The sequence below is a fragment of the Brevundimonas sp. C43 genome, from assembly GCF_030732185.1.
GTDB classification, from domain to species: Bacteria; Pseudomonadota; Alphaproteobacteria; order Caulobacterales; family Caulobacteraceae; genus Brevundimonas; species Brevundimonas diminuta_C.
In genome coordinates this window covers 1,658,242-1,676,790 of the sequence record NZ_CP132231.1, presented here as the reverse complement: position 1 = coordinate 1,676,790, position 18,549 = coordinate 1,658,242, and the positions used below count along the sequence as shown (strand labels likewise).

Below are 18,549 nucleotides of genomic sequence, written 5' to 3'. Positions count from 1 at the left end.
GGGCTTTCGACCCGCATATGTGGGGGCGAAGTTTCTCGCCGTCGATCCACGTTTGGGGAAATCCACAACTTCAAGGCGTTCAGGCTTACACAAAGCCTTACACAGCGATCTGATCGCTGATAGAAAGGTCTTTAGTATCAGTTGGTTGATGCTGGCGTGTGTGACTTAAAATCTGCCGGACGAAAGTCCTTGCCGGTTCAAGCCCGGCCGCCCGCACCACTCCGAACGCTATTCGATCAGAACGGGAAGAAGATCGGGATGGCGACCATGGCGGCGATCCAGGTGATCAGGTTCAGGGGCAGGCCAACGCGGACGAAGTCCATGTAGCTGTAGCCGCCCATGTTGAAGACCAGCACATTGGTCTGATAGCCGAACGGGGTGGCGAAGGCGGCAGAGGCCGCCATCATAACGCACACCAGGAAGGGGCGGGGATCCACGCCCAGGCTTTCGGCCAAGGCTACGGCGATGGGGGTGATCAGGACTGCGACCGTGGCGTTGGACAGCAGTTCGGTGGCGAACAGCGTCACGCCGTAAAGCACGATCAAGGCGCCCAGCGGCCCCAGCGGCCGGATCACGCCGATCAGACGATCTGCGCCGGCGGACGCCAGCCCCGTCACTTCGATGGCCGTGCCGACCACGACCATGCCGGCGATCAGCAGCAAGATTTCGGGGCGCAGTCCGGCATAGGCCTCCTCGGGCGTGATGACGCGCAGCAGGATCAGTCCGACGGCTCCGGCGAAGGCCGAGGCGGCGATCGGCGCCCACCCCAGCGCCGCCGACAGGATCACCAGCACGAAGACGCCCAGCGAGATCGCCGCCGGCTTCAGCCGCAGCGGGCGATCCGCGGCCCCATACAGTTCCACGTCGCCGAGATGCGCGTCGCCCGATCCGTCGACCTGATTTCGTGATCCGCCCAGGCGCGGCAGGCCGAACGGCAGCAGGCGCTTGCGGCGATTGATGGCTTCGGCCTCTGCGCGGCGACGCGCCTCTTCCATTTCCGCCAAGCGCGCGGCTTCCGCCTCATCCATGGCGACGGATCGGCCGAGTTGGCGCGCGCCCACAAAATAGAGCCACAGGCCGCCGACGACCGCGATGGCCAGCCCCACAGGCGTGATCTCAAACAAGCCGAAGACCGGCTGGCCGGCGTTGCGGGCCATGTCGTTGACCAGCAGATTGGTCGATGTCCCGATCAGCGTCAGCAGACCGCCCATGACCGTGACGTGGCTGAGCGGCATCAGAAAGCGTTTGGGCGACAGGCGAAGCGACTGGGCCACGTCGCGGATCACCGGCGCGGCCAAGACCACCACAGGGGTGTTGTTCAGAAAGCCGCCGACCGAACCGCACAGGCCGATGACGATCCAGATGCCCCGGGCGCCGATCCGGGCGGACAGCTGCGTCGCCTGTCGGATCAGCCAGCCCAAGAGGCCGGACAGTTCGATGGCGTAGGCGATGACGAACAGACCGGCCAAAGCGATGACCGCGGGACTGGCGAAGGCGCCCTGCACCTCAACCGGCCGCACGACGCCCAGCAGCAGGAGGACGGCGGCGCCCGTCAAGGCGACGACATCCGCCCGCATCTTGCCATGGATCAACACGCCCACGACGGCGACAAGCACGGCTAGGGCGGCGATCTGGTCGAAAGTCATGATGCTGTGCAGACCGTCCCCCATCGTTCGCGTCAACCTTTTTCGGGTGAGCGCATCCCCCTCAGCGGTTCGCGTGTTAGGGTGGTTCCATGCTCGAAACGATTGCGTCGCCTCGGTATTCGATAATCGCGCTTGCGGCGTCCCTGCTGGTGCTCGCCGCGTGCCAGCGTGAGCCGCAGCCCGCACCCGCTCCGGCTGAGAAATCCGAAACGCCGCCGGTAGTGACCGTCGCGCCTGCGCCGGTGCTGGATCGCGCCGGCCTGCTTGAAGCCATGGACATCGCCGCCTCGGCCTTCGCCGCAGGGGGAGAGGTCGGGGGCGCGTCTCTGGCCGGGCGACGGTTCGTCGTCCGCCAGGTCTTTGGCTGCGGGGCGCCGAGCGACGCCGCCGAAGCTGCGGCCGATGGGCTGGCGACGGTCGCCTGGGCGAAAGACCGCCAAAGCCTGAAGTTTAGTTTGGCGCCGGCGGATTGGCTGCAGTCCGGTGTGGTTGGACGTGACGACAGCGGCCTGGAGGCGGTCGAGGGATTTTGGCTGGCCCGCCCCTGGCTGCGCACCGAGGCCTGCCCGGCGATGGCGGGCGGCGCCTCAACGTCCGACCAGCCTTCGTCTCAGACGGTGGGCCTGGCCGCCGTGTTCAAGCCGAATGGCGCGCGGACCGGCCGCCGAAACGGCCGCGCCTATGAGTTCACGTTGCGCGGCGAGGACGGTCAACCCCCCGTGCCGTCAGCGCAAGGATACCGTCTCGTCCTCGAAGGGCGGATGACCGCCTTCGCCGACGGCCGCGCCATCCATTGCCGGACCGCCGCAGCCGATCAACGGCCGGTTTGCATCGGCGCGGTGCGCCTGGACCGCGTCGCCTTCGAAGACGCCGACGGCCAGATGCTCAGCGAGTGGCGCGACGGTTAGGCCTAGAAAAGACTGATCGGAAAGCCGATCAGCCCTGATGACTGCAGGTGCTCGATGCCTTCCATGACGGGAATGGCGGCGAGGAAGACCAGGCCGTCGCGCAGGGTGCGGACGAAGAAGGCGGGACGGATGGTCAGTTCGTCGGCGTCGCGCCAGCGGGCGGGATTGGGCAGGAAGCGCGGCGTGCGAGCGCAATAGGCGGCATAGGGCGCGCCGAAATGTTCGGCCAGCCAGGCCTCTTCGCGACCGACCGTGCGCAGGAAGACCAGGAAGGTCGCCACAGCGAAGATCGCGCCGATGGTCACGCTGCCGGTCTGGGCGCCGACGCCGAAGGCGCCGATGAAGCTGAAGACATACAGCGGGTTGCGCGTGATGGAATAAGGGCCGCGATCGACGATCTCGGCCTTCTTGCGTCCGCCGATATAAAGCGAGCACCAGGCGCGGCCGACGATGGCGACGATGATGGCGGCCAGGCCCAGGGCCTCGACGCCCTCATGCCATTCGCCGTCGAGGGCGGCGACCGAGCGAACGCTGGCGGTCAGGACGATGAGGGCCAGTAGAACCAGGCCGGCGAACCATTTGCGACGGCGTTGAACGACGTCGAGAGACAGGGCGGGGGGAACAGGGCTCATGACGGGTCTGTTCAGTGGTGCTGCTGGGCGCGGACGAGCAGGGCGCGGGCCTCGGCCTTGCGACCGCGGTCGGCGACGGCACGGCCGGGGCGAGCGGGGGCGTCGATGGCCTTCTGCAGGTAGCGGGCGGCGCCGTTCCAATCGTGTTCACGCACCAGCAGATCGCCCATGAAGAAGTTGGCGTCGATGTCGTTGGGCGCCATGGCCAGACCGCGCTGGAGGTAGTCGCGGGCGCGCTGGCGGTTGCCGAAACCGATCGGGGCGCCCGGCACCTGGGCGTAGAGCGAACCGAGGCTGACATAGACCGAGCCGTTCAGCGCGCGCGGATTGATCCGCTCGGCCTGTTCAAGTTCGGTGCGCGCCTCACGCACGAGGCCCAGGGCGCCGATGCCGCCCTTCAATCCCGCTTCCGATGCGGTGATGATGGCGTTCCAGACCAGAGGTTCGGCGCGGTTGGGGCATTGGGCCACGACGGCGTCGGCCTGGGTGTTCAGCCGCGCCATTTCCGCGATTCGAACGCCTTGCGGGACCTCGAAATTCACATGGTCCCACGACTGCTGGAGACCGCGCGCGCGGTCGTCGCAGGCGTCGGCATGGGCGACGGAGGCGACCGTCAGGGGGGCGGTCATCAGGGCCAGGGCGAACAGAGCGGTCTTCATGGCGTTTCTCTCCTTTTTTGTAGTTCAGCCGGCGAACAGGGCGCGGGCTTTCAGGTCGTTGGATTTCAGGGCCCCGTCGATCAGGCCGGGCGCCAGAGCGTTGAGGCGGACGAACAGGCTTTCGGGGAAGCCGAGATAGACGTCGCGGCGATCGCTGCGGATGGCGGCGACGATGCGGTCGGCGATCGCGTCCGGATCGTCGACGGCCATGCCGGTCAGGCGCGCATATTCATCGACCTTGGCGGAGTTGAACGGCGTGGCCACCGCGCGGGGCGCGACATAGGTTACGCCGACGCCCGTACCGGCCAATTCGCGGCGCAGCGATTGGCTGAGCGCCCGCATCCCGGCCTTGGCGCTGGAATAGCTGGCGAAGTGCGCGAAGTTGATCGAGCCGAAAATGGAGCCGACGTTGGCGATCTGGCCGTGCTTGCGCGCCTTCATGCCGGGCAGGACGGCCTGGGCCAGACGCGCCGGCGCGACCAGATTGACCATATAGGTCGCCAGCAGATGCTCGGGCGTCTGCTGCTCCAGCGGGCCGAAATGCTGGATTCCGGCGATGTTGATCAGAATGTCCCAGGCGCGGCCGCCGGCCTGTTCGGCGACCCGGTCGAGGCCCTGCGGGCTCGATAGATCGCCCACCAAGGTGTGATGGCCCGCCACCGGCGCGCGAGCGACGATCGTAACCCGACCGCCCTCGCGCTCGATCCGCTCGACCACGCGACGCCCCAAGGCGCCGGAGCCGCCGGTGACCAGGATGTTGCGATCCTCAAACTGCATCGACCGTCTCCCGCGCTGCGATGTGGGGGATGGAGGCGAAGACCCCGCCGAACAGGCCGAACATCACCTTGGCCATGTGGACGATGGCGGCGCGGTCGTCGGCGTTCGACACTCCGTCCAGCAGTTGCTTGAGGAACAGGATGTGGTCCTGATCCAGAGCCCCATGAGAGATCAGATAGGTGAAGGCGGCGGGCGGCAGGCCGAGGCTTTGCTGCACGGCCTCGGCCCCGACGCTGGCCAGCTGAATGCTGGTGCCTTCCAGCACATAGACCATGCCGAAGAACGCCATCGGGTTGATGCGCTGGATGGTGTCATAGGCATAGGCCACCATCAGTTCGGTCGCGACGTTCGGGCCGTGCTGCACGGTCTGGTCGGGGTCGCCGCCGGCGGCGCGGATGTCGTTCAGGATCCACTGCTCATGGCCGGTTTCCTCGGCGATATAATCGTCGAGCGCGGCCTTGAAGACGGCGTGATCATCGTCCAGCCGCGCCCGGGCGGCCTGCATCAGCGGCACGGTGTGGCGGACGTGGTGATAGGCCTGGGCCAGATAGGCGACATAGGTGTCGCGGCTGATGCGGCCAACCAGACCGTCCCTGATTTGCGGGATGGCGGCGAAGGCGGCCCGCTCGGTTGCGGTCGCGGCGACCAGGGTTTCAAAAAACGACATGCGAACTCTCAGGCGGCTTGCGAGGGGGAGGGGGCGTAGGTGCGCAGCAGGGTCTCGCGACGGGGACGACCGTTGGTCGTGACCTGACCGGCGGCGGGATCGAAGGGCGGCACCAGACGCCAGTCGCCGATGCGGGCGTAATCGGGCAGGCGGGCGTTGGCGCGCGCGACGGCGGCCTCGACCTGGGCCGGTTCGGCGCCGGGCATCGCCACGATCAGGGCCGACAACGACGCCTCCGCTTCGCCCATCGCCATGGCCTGAAGGATCTGGGGTTCGGCCAGAAGCTCGCTCTCGACCCATTCGGGCGCGACGTTGCGCCCGAAGGCGGTGATCAGGGTGTTGGCCTTGCGGCCCTCGATGCTGAGCCGTCCGTCGGTGTCGAAGCGGCCGATGTCGCCGGTGTGCAGGCGCTCCGGCGCAGGCTTCTGGCCGACATAGCCGAGGAAGGGATGGGACGAGACCAGGATTTCGCCGTCGTCGGCCAGATGGACATCAAGGTGAGGCAGAGGCCGGCCGACCGTGCCGGGGCGGGCGTCGTCCGGACTGTTGAGCGCCACGACCGAGGCGCATTCACTGAGGCCATAGCCCTCGACCACGGGCAGGCCCGCGTTGGCGGCGGCCTCCAGCAGGGCCGGGGAAACGCGGGCGCCGCCGACCGCGATCATCTGCAGCCGATGATCCAGCCGCATCGCGCCCTGGACGGCGATCAGGCCGCGCAGCAGTTCGGGCACCAGGATCAGGGTCGTGGCGCCGGTCTGGACAGAGGTGGTCAGCAGGCGCGCAAAGTCGGGGCGGAAGGCCTCGCCCATCCCGGCCTCGGCCAGACTGGCGGCGTGATAGCGGCCGCCGGCCAGAAGCGTCGCATAGAGGCCGGCGACATTCTCCAGCAGCACCGCCAGCGGCAGCACCGGCAGATGCAGCCCGGCGCGGTCCCGGCCCAGGACCTGAACCAGAGAGGCGGCGACCGCCTCCATCTGATCCTGCGACAGGCAGACCCCCTTGGGCGCGCCGGTCGAGCCGGAGGTGTAGGTGATCTTGGCCGTGCCGGGATGCAAATCACGCACCGGCAGCCCCGTCGGCGTCAGCCGGATCGGCGCGCCGCCCGCCGTCAGCTCGCCCGGAGCGCCCGGCGTGATCAGCAGCCCCGCGCCGGCATCGGCCAGGGCATGATCGCGTTGAGCGGCCGTGAAGAAGGGCGGGATCGGCACGCTCGGCCGCTGGGCGAGGATCAGCGCCAGATCGACGACGACCCAGGCTGGCCCGTTGTCGAGCAGGACCCCGACCGGAGATCGATCATCGGCCAGCGTGGTCGCCAGCTGACCGACCTGCGCCAGCAGTTCGGCTGCGGTTAGCGAACCCTCGGCCCACTGAATCACCACATCATCGGGCGTGGAGCGGGCGCGACGCGACAGGGCGTCCAGAACGGCGCTCATGAGCGATCCTCGTAGTGCAGGCGGGTTCGGACGGCTCGTCCGACCGGCGCCGTTTCGGAGAAGTGATCCAGCGGCGCGGTCGCCGCGTCGATCGAGCCGGCCAGCACCACCGGATCGGTCTGATAGTAGGCGCCCCAACTGCCGCCGCCGTCGTCCAGGCGGCGCGGATCGGCGCGCGCCAGTTGAAGCGCGCCCAGACCGGCCTTGTGGAAGATGCGGCGCAGCTCGTCGGTCGCGGTGGCGACGGCGAACCTCAGACCTTCGGACTGCAGATGATGGGCCATGGCGGCGAACAGGAAGACGGTCGCGCCCTGTCCGCTGGAGGCCAGGCTGCCGATCTCGACCACCTGCGCGCGGTCGATGACGGCGCCGATGGCCTGGCTCAGCACAGTCTCGATGGAGCCGTCCAGGTACTGCTCGAGATACAGAGGCGCTTCGGCGGCGTGCCGGAAGCCGACGGCGGCGTAGATGACGCCCGCCTCGTCCTGAACGCTCATCAGGGTCGGGAAATGGGCCTGGATCTGCCCGCCATAGGCTTGGGCATAGGCCGCCTCGATGAACTGCTCCACGCGGCGACGTTCGCCTCGGCAGGGGTCGTCGAATCGGATGATGCGCGACGACAGCGTGCGGCGCGTGCGCGGCCGAACCGGATCGGCGTCTTCGGGCAGGCGGAGTGGAAACATGCGGGCCTCGGGCCAGGGGACTTCGGGCCAGAGACGACGCGGTGCGGCACCCCCCACAAAAAAATCTTTCGCCGTCGCAATCGCGGTTGCCGCAACGGGCGCAGCAACCCACGATGGGGTGGTGAACGCCCCTTCCGGTCCCCCTCAGCACGACCCGAGCCGACCGGCGCGGCAAGCTCTGGCGGACGCGTGGCTGGACAGCCGTCCGGCCCTGGTGCGCTTTCTGACGGCGCGCACGGGATCGTCGGCTGCGGCCGAAGATTTGGCGCAGGATGTCTGGGTGCGGCTGCAATCCGTGACCGAGGAGGCCGCCGCCGAGGTCCGCTATCCGCAGGCCTTCCTCTATCGGATCGCCGCCAATCTGGCCCTGGATGCGTCCAAGGCGCAGCGTCGTGCAGGCGCGCGCGATCTGGAATGGCGGCGCGCTTCCGCTATCGATGATGCGGCCGAAGCCCAGGATGCGCCGTCGGCCGAGGACGCCGTCTGGGCCAAGCTGAAACTGGAAAAGGTGGTCGCCGTGATCAACCGGATGCCGCCCAAGGCCGCGGAGGCCTTCCGTCTGCACAAGATGGCCGGGCTCAGCCAGGCCGAGGTGGCCGAGCGGATGGGCGTGTCGCGCAGCGCGGTCGAAAAATACGTTTCCGCCTCGCTGAAGGAACTGCTGCTGCGGGTCGGTTGGCCATGACGACTGTTTTTCGCCATTTTTCATTGAGGATGCGGCGCGACCGCGTCGTCTCTCCCCCAAAGCCCGCTCGGGCCCGGACCGGATCATGACCCAGGACGCTGTCATCAAGGACGAGGAGATCGCCGCCCAGGCCGCCGCCTGGGTCGTGCGTCTGCGCGCCGATGACGTGACGATTGCGGACATCGACGCGGCGACGGCCTGGCTCGATCAAGATCCGGCCCATCGGCGCGCCTTCGACGAGGCCGAGGGGCTTTGGGCGGCCTCGGAAGTCCTAGACGACCGTTCCGACGTTCAGCCGGCGCCAGTCATCGACCTGTCGGCGCATCGCGAGCGGCGCAAGGGACCGGGGCGGCGATGGATGGTGGCGGTCCCGGCGATGGCTGCGGCTCTCGCCGCGGCGATCTTCCTGGGTCCGATGCTGCAAACCGCGCCCACCGTGGTCTACAGCACCGCGCCCGGCGAAACGCGGACGGTGACCTTGGACGACGGATCGCGGCTTCAGATCAACGGCGGCTCGACCCTGTCGGTGAAGATGGAGCGAGGACGGCGTCTGGTGCATATGGATCAGGCCGAGGCGACCTTCGATGTCGCGCATGACGCCGGCCGACCCTTCCTGATCGATGTCGGCGAAAGCCAGGTGCGCGTGGTCGGCACGGCGTTCAACATCCGCAGATCCGCCGATGACACCCAGGTGGCGGTGCTGCGGGGCGTCGTCGAGGTCAGCGACCTGAAACAGCCCGCGCGGCGGGTGCGTCTGACGGTCGGTCAGTCGGTCCAGCGCGACGACGCCGACGACCGCATGACCGTGGCCCCCGTCGATGTCCGCACCGCCGCCGCCTGGACCCAGGGGCGACGGGCCTATGACGATCGGCCGCTACGCGAGATCGCCGACGACCTCAGCCGCGCCTTCGCCACGCCGGTGACCGTGGCGCCGAACGCGGCGAACCTGCGCTTCTCCGGCACGCTGGTTCTTGATGACGAAGCGGCGGTGATCGGCCGGCTGGAACGGTTCCTGCCGATCAAGGCCACTCGCGGGCCGCAAGGGGTTCGTCTAGAACGGCGCTGAACCTGCTTCGGACGTCGCCTTTTGGTACGAGCCTTCCTCTGCGCCCTGGTCGTCGTTTGCGGCGTGGCCACGCCGTCGATCGGCATGGCCCAGGGGCGTTCGTCGCTTCAGGTGTCGGTCTCGCCTCAGCCGTTGCGGACCGCCGTTCTCGACTTCGGCCTGCAGGCGGGCGTCAGCATCGACGCCGCCGGAACCGAGCGATGCGGCCCAACGCGCGGGGTGAGAGGCCGACTTTCCGTCGACGCCGCCTTGTCCAGATTGATGCTGGGCACGCACTGCGTCGCGACCCGTATCGGAGACGGCGCCTACAGGATCGTGCGGGTCGCCGCCGCGCCGCCTGCCGTCGCGCGGACGATCTCGGCGCCGCCCGCGTCCGTGACCCCGACGACCCTGGATGAAGTCGTGGTGACGGCGTCACGCACGGACAATCTGCTGCTGTCGCGCGCCCCCTACGGCCTGTCGTCGCTGGATGGGGTGACGCTTGAACGGGCCGGGGTCAGCGACCTCGAGGGCGTCGCCGCGCGCGTCTCCGGGCTGACGGTCACAAATCTGGGGCCGGGGCGCGACAAGCTCTTCATTCGCGGCCTGGCGGACGGACCCGTTGCGGGACAGGCGCAAAGCCTGATCGGGCTCTATCTCGATGACGTGCGCCTGACCTACGACGCGCCCGACCCGGCGTTGCGTCTGGCCGACATCGAACGGGTCGAGGTTCTGCGCGGGCCGCAGGGGGCGCTGTACGGCGCCGGTTCGATGGGCGGCGTCGTCCAGATGGTCAGCCGCGCGCCGGACCTGAACGGCGTCTATGGACGCGTGACGGCGGAGGGGGCGCTGACGGCCGGCGGCGCGCCGGGCGACGCCGTCGAGTTGATGATCAACGCCCCGATCCTGCGTGATCGCCTGGCGGTCCGGGTCGTCGGCTATGACGAGACGGTCGGGGGCTACGTCGATGATCAGGCCCTCGGACTGAGCAATACCGGCGGCATGCATCGACAGGGGCTGAGGGCGGCGGCGCTGCTGCGTCTGACCCCCGGCTGGACCTTGAAGACGGGCTTTCTGGCCCAGACCATCGACGTCGACGACAGCCAGTACGCCAACCTGGGCGCCGACCAACCCTATTCGCGTCGTCGCGGCCTGACGGAGCCCAGCCGCAACGATTTCGACGGCGTCTGGGCCTCGGTGGATGGGGATTTGGGCTGGGCGCGGCTGCGGGCCTCATCCAGCGTTCAGTCGCACGGCCTCGATGCGCGCTACGATGCGACGCCTGCGGCCGGATTGTTCGGGCTTACGGGAACAGCGGCGCTGGACCAGGCCGACGACCTGTCGGCTGCGGTGCATGAGGTGCGGTTGAACGGCGACTTCGGCGCGCGACTGAAGTGGAGCGCCGGGCTGTTCTTCTCGGAATATACCCACACCCGCACCGTAGGAATCTCGGACGGGCAGGGCGGGCCGGAGGTCTATCGACAGCACAGGCGCGACCATGTGGACGAGGCCGCCCTGTTCGGCGACGCCGCCTATGCGCTGAGCGACCATCTGAAGATCACGGCCGGCGCGCGCCTGTTCCGCATCGGGGTCGAGCATCGCAGCGAAACCGACGGCGATCCGACGCAGGTGTCTGGAGAAGACGCCCTGGTCGATATCACCCCGCGTCTGGTGGTCGAATATGATCGTGGGCCCTTCGTCTTCTACGCCCTGGCGACGGAGGGCTATCGCGGGCCGGGCTTCAACGCGGGCGCCGTGCCGGGCGGCGATCAGCAGCCTGCGCGACGGGTGAAGCCGGACGAGATCGTCGCCGGCGAGGCGGGCGCGCGCTTCACCCTGTTCGAAGGGCGATTGCGCGGGCGAAGCGCGGTCTTCGTCGCCGATTGGCGCAACATCCAGTCGGACCGGTTCGACGCCCGGGGCCTGCCCTTCACCGCCAATCTGGGCGACGGCCGCAATCGCGGGATCGAGGGCGAGGTCGAATGGCGCGACGGCCCTTGGACGCTGGATGCGCACGCCGTCGTCAATGATCCCGAGTTGACCCGACCCGATCTCGGTTTCGCGCTGGGGACCGACACACGACTGCCAGCGGTCGCCGATTTCAGCGTGCAGGGCGGCGTCGTGCATGAGGCGCATCTGGCGCATGCGACGGTGCGTTCCGAGCTTCGCCTGAGCTATGTCGGCCCGACCGATATCGCCCTGTCGCCGACCTCCACCGGCGCCTCGGCCGGCTATCTGACCAGTTCGCTGGGCGTCGGTATGGAGATCGGTCGCTGGGCGATCAGGGCGTCGGTGGACAATCTGTTCAACCGCAGCGACGACACCTTCACCTTCGGCAACCCCTTCTACGCCACAGGCGACATCAGCACGCCGCAACGACCGCTCACCGCCCGCCTGGCCCTGACGGCGCGGTTCTGATCAAGCGGCGATGTGGAACAGGCGGCCCACGCCTGCGGTGATGCCCATGGCGAGCGCGCCCCAGAAAACCACGCGCAGAACCGATCGCCCGATCGGCGCGCCGCCTGCGCGGGCACCCAGGGCGCCCAGCACGGCCAGACCCAGCAGGGCGGAAACCGCGACCCAGATCGCCAGCGTGTCCAACGGCGCAACGGCGGCGACAACCAGAGGCAGGGCGGCTCCGGCCGAGAAGGTGATCGCCGAGGTCAGCGCCGCCTGGATCGGCCGCGCGGTGGTGATCTCCGAAATACCCAGCTCGTCGCGCGCATGGGCGCCCAGCGCGTCATGCGCCATCATCTGACGCGCCACCTCGGTCGCCAGATCCGGCGCGACGCCTCGCCCGACATAGATGCCAGCCAGTTCGCGCGTCTCCGCCTCATGATCGCCGGCCAGTTCGACCGCCTCACGGGCCAGATCGGCCTTTTCGGTGTCGGACTGCGAACTGACCGAGACATATTCGCCCGCCGCCATCGACATGGCGCCTGCCGCCAATCCGGCGACGCCCGCGATCAATATGCCGCCATGACTGGTCGCCGCCGCCGCGACGCCCACCACCAGACTGGCCGTCGACACCAGCCCGTCATTGGCCCCCAACACCGCCGCCCTGAGCCAGCCGATCCGATCGACCCGATGGGTTTCACTGTGGGGCATGCGCCTTCTCCATAATCGCCGCATTGAGCATGGACCGCGCGTTGGCTTGAAGCTAGGCGCGGCGGTTGGATTCCGACGATCCGGGCAACTTCGCGCGCCCGGCGACAGCCGCTATGCTGTCGCGATGAGTCGGGCCGCGTCATGATCAAATATATCGGCTCCAAGCGCGCTTTGCTGGGGCATGTGACCGGGGCGGTGGCGGGGGTGCTGCCGCAGGGCGGGCGGGTGTGCGATCTGTTTTCGGGCACGGCGAGGGTCGGGCACGCCTTGAAGAAGCAGGGGTTTCAGGTCTGGTCGAACGACCTGAACGCCTACGCCCACGCCCTGGCGACGACCTATGTCCAGGCGGATCGGGAGCGGTGGGTCGAGCGGGCCGAGGTCGTGCTGGCCGAGCTGCGGACAGTGAAGCCCGAGGCGGGCTGGTTCACCCAGGCCTTTTGTCAGGATGCGCGGTACTTCCACCCCGACAATGGGGCGCGGATCGACGCCATGCGCGACCGGATCGAGGCGATGGGACTGGAGCCGGAACTCAAGGCCATCGCCTTGGTCAGCCTGATGGAGGCGGCGGATCGGGTGGATTCCACCGCCGGGGTTCAGATGGCCTATATGAAGCAGTGGGCGTCGAGGGCGTTGAAGACGCTGGAGCTGCGCACGCCGGACCTGGTTCCGGCGGTGGACGGGCCGTGCCGAGCGACGCAGGGCGATGCGGTCGAGATCGCCGAAAAGGTCGAGGCGGACCTGGTCTACCTGGACCCGCCCTACAACCAGCATTCCTATCTGGGCAACTACCATTGCTGGGAGAGCCTGGTGCTGTGGGACCGGCCCGAGACCTATGGCGTTGCCAACAAGCGGGTGGACGTGAGGACGCGGAAAAGCGCCTTCAACAGTCGGCCCGGCATCGGTCCGGCGCTGCGGACCGTGATCGAGCGGGTCAAGGCGCCGAACCTGATCGTCAGCTTCAACGACGAGGGGTATCTGAGCCGGGCCGACCTGGTCGAGATGCTGTCGGCGCGGGGTTATGTGCAGGTGCTGGAGATGGCGCATCCCCGCTATGTCGGCGCCCGGATCGGGATCCATAATCCCAAGGGCGAGAAGGTCGGGCAGGTCGGGCGGCTCAAGAATGTCGAGCACCTGTTCGTGGTCACCGAGCGGCCGGTCTCCTTGCCCGTGGCCGCATAGACACCAATGAAAACAACGGAGGGTAGGGCGGAACGCGAATCGCTGCGTGCCGTTGTGGGACTATGCAACCGCACCCGTACACCGCCCCCAAGACCGATCGCCCCGACGACTACCGTGTGCGTCCGGCGGCCGAGCCGCGCTCGTGGGCGCCGCGGATGGCGGATGCGACCTTCACCCACAACGCCGCGCGTTACACGCGGCCGGTAGAGGCCGTTCAGCCCGTCGAACAGATCGACGTCGAGCCCGAGGTGGCGCCGCCGCCGCGCTGGATGATGGCGATCGCCGGGGCGGCTGTGGCGGCCCTGATGGGCGCGTTGCTGGGCGGCTTCCTGCACATCTGAGACGGCGTCAGGTCTCCTGCAACAGCGCCTTGATCGGCGACCAGCTGCGCCGGTGGGCGGGGCAGGGGCCCAGGGTTTTCAAGGCGTTCTGATGGATCGGAGCGTTGTAGCCCTTGTGGCTGGCGAAGCCGTAGCCGGGGTATTGGGCATCCAGATCGATCATCAATCGATCCCGCGCGGTCTTGGCCAGAATCGAGGCCGCGGCGATGGAGAGCGACAATCCATCGCCGCCGACGACCGTCTGGATTTCGCAGGGAAGCTTGAACCGATAGTTGCCGTCGACGAGGGCGGCGACCGGCTGGACCTGCAAGGCCTCGATGGCGCGGCACATGGCCAGGCCGGTGGCGTGCAGGATATTCAGTTCCTCGATCTCGTCCACCGAGGCGAAGCCGACGCCCCAGGCGACGGCGCGGGCCTTGATCTCGGGCTCCAGGGCGGCGCGACGCTTTTCGGTCAGGGCCTTGGAGTCGTCGATGCCGGGCGGCAGGTCGTCAGGGTTCAGGATCACCGCCGCCGCAGAGACGGGGCCGGCCCAGGGACCGCGCCCGGCCTCGTCCACGCCGCAGACGTGACCGTTGACCCGCTGGATCAGCACCGTTTCCAGCGCGAGCGTCGGGAAGGCCTTCGGATTTGCGGAGGCTTTAGCCATGGCTCGCCATCGCACGAACCTGGGCGTGACGGAAGCAGGTCCTCTGGTGATCGTTGACCATGCCGACGGCCTGCATGAAGGCGTAGACGATGACCGGGCCGCAGAAGTTGAATCCGCGTTTCTTCAGCGCCTTGGCCATGGCGACGGACTGTTCGGTCTGGGTCGGGGCCTGGCGATAGTCGGCGTACGGGGTCTGGATCGGTTCGCCGCCGACGAAGGACCAGAGCCAGGCGGAGAAGTCCTCGCCGTCATCGCGCATCTGGAGCCAGATCTGGGCGCCCCGTATGGCGGCGTTGATCTTGGCGCGCGAGCGGATGATGCGCGGATCGTTCAGCAGGCGCTGGATGTCGGCCTCGTCATAGCGGGCGACGATCTCGGGATCGAAACCGTCGAAAGCGTCGCGGATGCCCTCGCGTTTTCTGAGGATGGTGATCCAGGCGAGACCGGCCTGAAAGCCGTCGAGCACCAGTTTTTCCCACAGGGCGCGGGGATCGCGCTCGGGTACGCCCCATTCGGTGTCGTGATAGGCGACATAGAGGGGGTCGGTCCCGCACCAGCCGCATCGGCCTTCAGCATGTGAGTCGATCATGGGGCGAAAGTGGCCGGGTGGGCGGTTTCAGGGGAGGCTGGGCGTTGAGGCCGGGGGAAGAAAAAACACCGTCTAAAGTGTCTAATTCGTCTAATCTCGGGCGCGGGCGGAATTGCACTGCACCTCGAGAACGCGTGCAAAGTGCAAGAAAGTGCAATTTCGAGGGTGAAGTTGGATGCTGGAAAACAGTCTGATGCGTCCAGGTGTTTGTGTCCCCCGTTCGTAAACCTGCGCATTGTAAGGGCGTTTGAGGGGAGGGGATGGTCGATTGACGCTGGTGGATTTTAACTCGCTGAAATGTCGGTGGAAGTTTCGCCAGGATGGGATGGCGGGCACCTAATGTTTCCTCTCCCATTGAGAGAGGGCTTGAGCGCACAGCGGCGATAGCCGTCGTTCTGGCGCGAAAGGGTGAGGGTCGGATTGTGCGAACTGGCCCACCGCCCGACCCTCATCCGGCCCTACGGGCCACCTTCTCCCAACGGGAGAAGGAGTATCGCGGGCTTCAGTCCCGGACCAAGCCGCCGTCCACGACCAGGTTCTGGCCCGTCACGGCGCGGCTCCACGGGGAGGCGAAGAAGAGGACGGCGTCGGCGAACTCTTCGGGCGTAGTCACCGATCGCAGCGGGGTCATGCCGGCGATCAGGTCGAAGACGGCCTCGGGCGTGGCGGCGCTGGCGTCGGTAGTGCGCAGGAGACCGCCCGAGACCATGTTGACGGTGACACCGTCGGGGCCGAGGTCGCCGGCGGCGGTGCGGGTCAGGCTGAGCAGGGCGGCCTTGGCAGCGGTGTAGTCGTGATAGGGTACGACCGGATTCTGGAACAGGTTGGTGCCGATGTTGACGATGCGGCCGAACCGGGCCGCAGCCATGCCGGGCGCGGTCGCCTGGATCAGGTTCAGGGCGCCGCGCACGACGGTCGAGAACTGGCGATCCATCTCGTCCCAGCCGATGGCGGTCATCTGGGAGCGGGCGTCGCCGTTGAAGCTGTAGTCCAGGGCGTTGTTGACGACGGTGGTGACGGGGGCCCCGAAACGGCCTTGCGCGGCCGCGACCATGGCGTCCACCGCGGCGCGGTCGGTCACGTCGGCCTGGAGGGCGAGGGCGCGCTCGCCGATCTCGGCGGCCAGGGCGTTCGCGGCCTCGCCGCTGTTCCTCCAGTTGATGACGACGCGGGCGCCTTCATGGGCGAAGGCGCGGACGCAGGCGGCGCCGACGCCGCGCGCCCCGCCGGTGACGAGAACGATCTGATCGGCGATCTTCATGGGGGGACTCACGCGTTGGAGGAGGGAAGGACGTCCTCGCCCATCCAGGCGGGTTTGCGCAAGCGCACCGGGCGGCCGTCAACCGTCAGGTCGCCGTCGAGGCGGTCGATGCGCAGCAGGGCCATGACCGAACCGTCCTGACCCGAGAGGACCTCGCCTGCGCGGAGTTCGCCCTTCAGCACCTCGGCGCCGAAGGCGGGGGGCGGGCCGTCGAAGTCCAGCGGCAGCATCCGGTTCTTGATCGTGCCCCGGCGCTTCATGCGCGACGTCGTTTCCTGGCCGACGAAACAGCCCTTCTGGAAATCGATGCCGTTCAGCAGGTCGAAGTCGGCCTCGATCGGATAGGTCTTGTCCTGGGGGGCGTCGGCGGTCGGATCCGGCAGGCCGATCGACAGCCGGTGGGCGTGGTAGTCGGCCTCGGCGGCGTCCGCAGTCGCCTCGCCGTAGAGACGACCGCCCATCAGGGACGTGCGGGGGTCGGGGATGAAGCCGGCGGGGGCGTCCGGCCAGGCGGCGAAGACCGGGCGGTCGTCGGCGGCGACCGTGACCTTGGCCCTGAGCTTGTACATCGAAAGGCGCTGGATCAGGGCGTCGCGGCGCTCTGCGGCGACATCCAGAACGACGCCGTCAGCCTGTCCCAGAAGGAACAGGTCGAACAGCAGACGGCCGGGCGGCGACAACAGGGCGCCGAACCGCAGCTCGCCGTGGGCCAGCGTCTCCACGTCCTGGGTCAGCAGATTGTGCAGGAAGGGTTTCGCCTCCTCGCCCGTGACGGAGATCAGGGCGCGACTGTCGAGACGGGCGATGGGCATGGGGCGAAGATAGGGCCGACGGCGTGGCTTCAGAAGACGCCGCGCCGAATTTTAGGCGACAGCGGCCGCCGCGTCTTCGAGGCGGGGATCGAAGGTGCGCCAATCGCTGGCGCCCCAGGCGGTGACGCGCATGACCAGATCGACGATGTTCATCGGCTTGGCGATGCAGTCGTCCATGCCGGCCTGTTCGTACTGGATCAGCTGCTCCGGCAGGGTGTTGGCGGTCAGGGCCAGGATGGGGGTGCGGCCCACGACGCCGGGCAGGGCGCGGATGGCGCGGGTCGCCTCGACGCCGTCCATGATGGGCATCTGGATATCCATCAGGATCACGTCCCAGTCGCCGGTGCGGGCGGCCTCGACGCCCTGTTCGCCGTCGTTGGCGGTGGCGCAGACGATGCCCTGGGCCGTCAACACCGCCATGACCAGGGCGCGGTTGCTGTCGTGATCGTCGACATAGAGGACGCGCAAGGCTGGGACGTCCTCATTGGCCGGCGGGGCGGGCTCGGCCGCGGCCGGGCTGTCTGAGGGCGGCAGGGGAACGACGTTGTCGGCCGACAGGTCGATCATGTCGTTGACGACGGACAACAGGCGCTGGCCCGCGTCATTGATGCGGGCGGCCTGATCGGCGTGTTCGTCGGGCAGGCCGGCCTTTGACAACAGGTCGGAAAAGCCGATGACCGCGTTCAGCGGCGTGCGCAGTTCGTGCGACATGTCCGTCAGGAACTTCTGCCGGGCCTCGGCCATCGATGTCTTCTGCTCGGCGGCGACGCGGGCCTGTTCGGCCTCGACGCGGTCGGTCACGTCGATCTCGTTCAGCATGACGCCGAGGTGGCCCGTGACGGGGTCGGTCACGGGACGAATGTCGAGATGGTGCCAGCGCACGCCCTCTCGTGTGATGATCTCGCAGACGTCGGAAATCGCCGAACCCGACAGTGCGGTCGCCAGCATGGGCTGGGCGCGCTCGGGCTGGGCGAACCGGGCCTCGAAGGGGTGCGCGGTCGATCCGTAGGCGGCGAAGGCCGACGGGTTGGAGAAGATCGGGCGGGCTTCGCTGTCGAACAGGGTGATCAGGGTCGAGGTGTGGCGCAGGGCCTCGACCGCGCGACGCTCCTCGTTTTCAACCGTGATGGGCGCGGCCTCGAACAGCAGGACCGGCGTGCCGTCCGTCAGGCGATAGGTCGAGATCACCGCCGACACCGTCAGCGGTCGCCCGTGCGGGTAGAAGGTCCAGTCTTCCGTCAGGGTCTCGCCGTGCGCCGTCTCGCGCGCCAGACGCTCGGTGCGGGCCAGGACGGCGGGGGAGACGTTGCTGAAATCGCGCGCCAGAAGGGCGTCGAGATTGTCGGAGCCCCAGAGGTCGAGCGCGGCCGCATTGGCGTAGACGCCGCGCAAGGCGACCGGATCGAACATCCAGATCGGTCGTTTCAGCGCGTCCCAGGCCTGCATCGACGGCGTGCCCTTTCCAGCGACGGCGT

The 18,549-nt window shown here is 68.1% G+C and carries 19 protein-coding genes; 6 read left to right on the top strand and 13 right to left on the bottom strand.

Annotation, left to right across the window (positions count from 1 at the left end):
- Window positions 1–236: 236 nt before the first annotated feature.
- Window positions 237–1,646, bottom strand: a complete 1,410-nt coding sequence (locus Q9R14_RS08535) for an SLC13 family permease (RefSeq protein ID WP_292078670.1) — start codon at window positions 1,644–1,646, stop codon at window positions 237–239.
- Window positions 1,647–1,735: 89 nt separating this feature from the next.
- Between Q9R14_RS08535 and Q9R14_RS08530 the strand changes: the two genes are divergently transcribed.
- Window positions 1,736–2,554, top strand: a complete 819-nt coding sequence (locus Q9R14_RS08530) for a hypothetical protein (protein ID WP_306002062.1) — start codon at window positions 1,736–1,738, stop codon at window positions 2,552–2,554.
- Window positions 2,555–2,556: 2 nt separating this feature from the next.
- Here the strand turns inward: Q9R14_RS08530 and Q9R14_RS08525 are convergent, their stop codons facing one another.
- From Q9R14_RS08525 to Q9R14_RS08500, 6 genes are read right to left on the bottom strand one after another with little or no spacing between them, the layout of a single operon-like run.
- Window positions 2,557–3,186, bottom strand: coding sequence for an isoprenylcysteine carboxylmethyltransferase family protein (locus Q9R14_RS08525; RefSeq protein WP_306002061.1), 630 nt, complete (start codon window positions 3,184–3,186; stop codon window positions 2,557–2,559).
- Between the two features lie 11 nt (window positions 3,187–3,197).
- On the bottom strand, window positions 3,198–3,845 hold the full coding sequence (locus Q9R14_RS08520) for a hypothetical protein (protein WP_306002060.1): 648 nt from the start codon (window positions 3,843–3,845) through the stop codon (window positions 3,198–3,200).
- Between the two features lie 24 nt (window positions 3,846–3,869).
- On the bottom strand, window positions 3,870–4,622 hold the full coding sequence (locus tag Q9R14_RS08515) for an SDR family NAD(P)-dependent oxidoreductase (protein ID WP_306002059.1): 753 nt from the start codon (window positions 4,620–4,622) through the stop codon (window positions 3,870–3,872).
- Window positions 4,612–5,289: an iron-containing redox enzyme family protein gene (locus Q9R14_RS08510; protein WP_306002058.1), complete on the bottom strand. Its 678-nt coding sequence runs from the start codon at window positions 5,287–5,289 to the stop codon at window positions 4,612–4,614. Before Q9R14_RS08510 ends, Q9R14_RS08515 begins: the two co-directional genes overlap by 11 nt.
- An 8-nt stretch (window positions 5,290–5,297) precedes the next feature.
- Complete coding sequence (locus tag Q9R14_RS08505) at window positions 5,298–6,722, bottom strand: AMP-binding protein (protein WP_306002057.1); 1,425 nt, start codon at window positions 6,720–6,722, stop codon at window positions 5,298–5,300.
- Window positions 6,719–7,405 (bottom strand): thermostable hemolysin, encoded by a 687-nt coding sequence (locus Q9R14_RS08500; RefSeq protein WP_306002056.1) that lies wholly within the window; start codon window positions 7,403–7,405, stop codon window positions 6,719–6,721. The genes Q9R14_RS08505 and Q9R14_RS08500 overlap by 4 nt, the downstream gene beginning before the upstream one ends.
- A 121-nt stretch (window positions 7,406–7,526) precedes the next feature.
- On the opposite strand from Q9R14_RS08500, the gene Q9R14_RS08495 reads away from it, so the two are divergent.
- The 3 genes from Q9R14_RS08495 (at window position 7,527) to Q9R14_RS08485 (ending at window position 11,553) form a co-directional block, all read left to right on the top strand.
- Entirely contained in the window at window positions 7,527–8,090 is a 564-nt protein-coding gene (locus Q9R14_RS08495) for an RNA polymerase sigma factor (protein WP_306002055.1), read from the top strand.
- Window positions 8,091–8,175: 85 nt separating this feature from the next.
- Complete coding sequence (locus Q9R14_RS08490) at window positions 8,176–9,156, top strand: FecR domain-containing protein (protein WP_306002054.1); 981 nt, start codon at window positions 8,176–8,178, stop codon at window positions 9,154–9,156.
- A 21-nt stretch (window positions 9,157–9,177) separates the two neighbouring features.
- Window positions 9,178–11,553: a TonB-dependent receptor gene (locus Q9R14_RS08485; RefSeq protein WP_306002053.1), complete on the top strand. Its 2,376-nt coding sequence runs from the start codon at window positions 9,178–9,180 to the stop codon at window positions 11,551–11,553.
- On the opposite strand, the gene Q9R14_RS08480 is transcribed toward Q9R14_RS08485, so the two are convergent.
- Window positions 11,554–12,243, bottom strand: coding sequence for a VIT family protein (locus Q9R14_RS08480; protein WP_306002052.1), 690 nt, complete (start codon window positions 12,241–12,243; stop codon window positions 11,554–11,556).
- A 141-nt stretch (window positions 12,244–12,384) separates the two neighbouring features.
- Between Q9R14_RS08480 and Q9R14_RS08475 the strand changes: the two genes are divergently transcribed.
- Together Q9R14_RS08475 and Q9R14_RS08470 are read left to right on the top strand one after the other, a co-directional pair.
- Window positions 12,385–13,422: a DNA adenine methylase gene (locus tag Q9R14_RS08475; RefSeq protein ID WP_306002051.1), complete on the top strand. Its 1,038-nt coding sequence runs from the start codon at window positions 12,385–12,387 to the stop codon at window positions 13,420–13,422.
- 62 nt (window positions 13,423–13,484) lie between these two features.
- Window positions 13,485–13,763, top strand: coding sequence for a hypothetical protein (locus tag Q9R14_RS08470; RefSeq protein ID WP_306002050.1), 279 nt, complete (start codon window positions 13,485–13,487; stop codon window positions 13,761–13,763).
- Window positions 13,764–13,770: 7 nt separating this feature from the next.
- On the opposite strand, the gene Q9R14_RS08465 is transcribed toward Q9R14_RS08470, so the two are convergent.
- The 5 genes from Q9R14_RS08465 to Q9R14_RS08445 all read right to left on the bottom strand — a co-directional run bounded on the left by Q9R14_RS08465 (window position 13,771) and on the right by Q9R14_RS08445 (window position 18,520).
- Window positions 13,771–14,412, bottom strand: a complete 642-nt coding sequence (locus Q9R14_RS08465; RefSeq protein ID WP_306002049.1) for a ribonuclease HII — start codon at window positions 14,410–14,412, stop codon at window positions 13,771–13,773.
- Window positions 14,405–15,001, bottom strand: coding sequence for a DNA-3-methyladenine glycosylase I (locus tag Q9R14_RS08460; protein ID WP_306002048.1), 597 nt, complete (start codon window positions 14,999–15,001; stop codon window positions 14,405–14,407). Before Q9R14_RS08460 ends, Q9R14_RS08465 begins: the two co-directional genes overlap by 8 nt.
- A gap of 502 nt (window positions 15,002–15,503) precedes the next feature.
- Complete coding sequence (locus Q9R14_RS08455) at window positions 15,504–16,262, bottom strand: 3-oxoacyl-ACP reductase (protein ID WP_306002047.1); 759 nt, start codon at window positions 16,260–16,262, stop codon at window positions 15,504–15,506.
- Between the two features lie 8 nt (window positions 16,263–16,270).
- A complete protein-coding gene (locus Q9R14_RS08450; RefSeq protein ID WP_306002046.1) occupies window positions 16,271–17,074 on the bottom strand; it encodes a folate-binding protein in 804 nt (267 codons plus the stop codon).
- 51 nt (window positions 17,075–17,125) lie between these two features.
- Window positions 17,126–18,520, bottom strand: a complete 1,395-nt coding sequence (locus Q9R14_RS08445) for a response regulator (RefSeq protein ID WP_306002045.1) — start codon at window positions 18,518–18,520, stop codon at window positions 17,126–17,128.
- Window positions 18,521–18,549: the final 29 nt, after the last annotated feature.

Coding starts and splice junctions, on each gene's coding strand:
- Q9R14_RS08535 (WP_292078670.1), bottom strand. CDS start 1,646: ATGACTTTCGACCAGATCGCCGCCCTAGCCGTGCTTGTCGCCGTCGTG.
- Q9R14_RS08530 (WP_306002062.1), top strand. CDS start 1,736: ATGCTCGAAACGATTGCGTCGCCTCGGTATTCGATAATCGCGCTTGCG.
- Q9R14_RS08525 (WP_306002061.1), bottom strand. CDS start 3,186: ATGAGCCCTGTTCCCCCCGCCCTGTCTCTCGACGTCGTTCAACGCCGT.
- Q9R14_RS08520 (WP_306002060.1), bottom strand. CDS start 3,845: ATGAAGACCGCTCTGTTCGCCCTGGCCCTGATGACCGCCCCCCTGACG.
- Q9R14_RS08515 (WP_306002059.1), bottom strand. CDS start 4,622: ATGCAGTTTGAGGATCGCAACATCCTGGTCACCGGCGGCTCCGGCGCC.
- Q9R14_RS08510 (WP_306002058.1), bottom strand. CDS start 5,289: ATGTCGTTTTTTGAAACCCTGGTCGCCGCGACCGCAACCGAGCGGGCC.
- Q9R14_RS08505 (WP_306002057.1), bottom strand. CDS start 6,722: ATGAGCGCCGTTCTGGACGCCCTGTCGCGTCGCGCCCGCTCCACGCCC.
- Q9R14_RS08500 (WP_306002056.1), bottom strand. CDS start 7,405: ATGTTTCCACTCCGCCTGCCCGAAGACGCCGATCCGGTTCGGCCGCGC.
- Q9R14_RS08490 (WP_306002054.1), top strand. CDS start 8,176: ATGACCCAGGACGCTGTCATCAAGGACGAGGAGATCGCCGCCCAGGCC.
- Q9R14_RS08480 (WP_306002052.1), bottom strand. CDS start 12,243: ATGCCCCACAGTGAAACCCATCGGGTCGATCGGATCGGCTGGCTCAGG.
- Q9R14_RS08475 (WP_306002051.1), top strand. CDS start 12,385: ATGATCAAATATATCGGCTCCAAGCGCGCTTTGCTGGGGCATGTGACC.
- Q9R14_RS08470 (WP_306002050.1), top strand. CDS start 13,485: ATGCAACCGCACCCGTACACCGCCCCCAAGACCGATCGCCCCGACGAC.
- Q9R14_RS08465 (WP_306002049.1), bottom strand. CDS start 14,412: ATGGCTAAAGCCTCCGCAAATCCGAAGGCCTTCCCGACGCTCGCGCTG.
- Q9R14_RS08460 (WP_306002048.1), bottom strand. CDS start 15,001: ATGATCGACTCACATGCTGAAGGCCGATGCGGCTGGTGCGGGACCGAC.
- Q9R14_RS08455 (WP_306002047.1), bottom strand. CDS start 16,262: ATGAAGATCGCCGATCAGATCGTTCTCGTCACCGGCGGGGCGCGCGGC.
- Q9R14_RS08450 (WP_306002046.1), bottom strand. CDS start 17,074: ATGCCCATCGCCCGTCTCGACAGTCGCGCCCTGATCTCCGTCACGGGC.
- Q9R14_RS08445 (WP_306002045.1), bottom strand. CDS start 18,520: ATGCAGGCCTGGGACGCGCTGAAACGACCGATCTGGATGTTCGATCCG.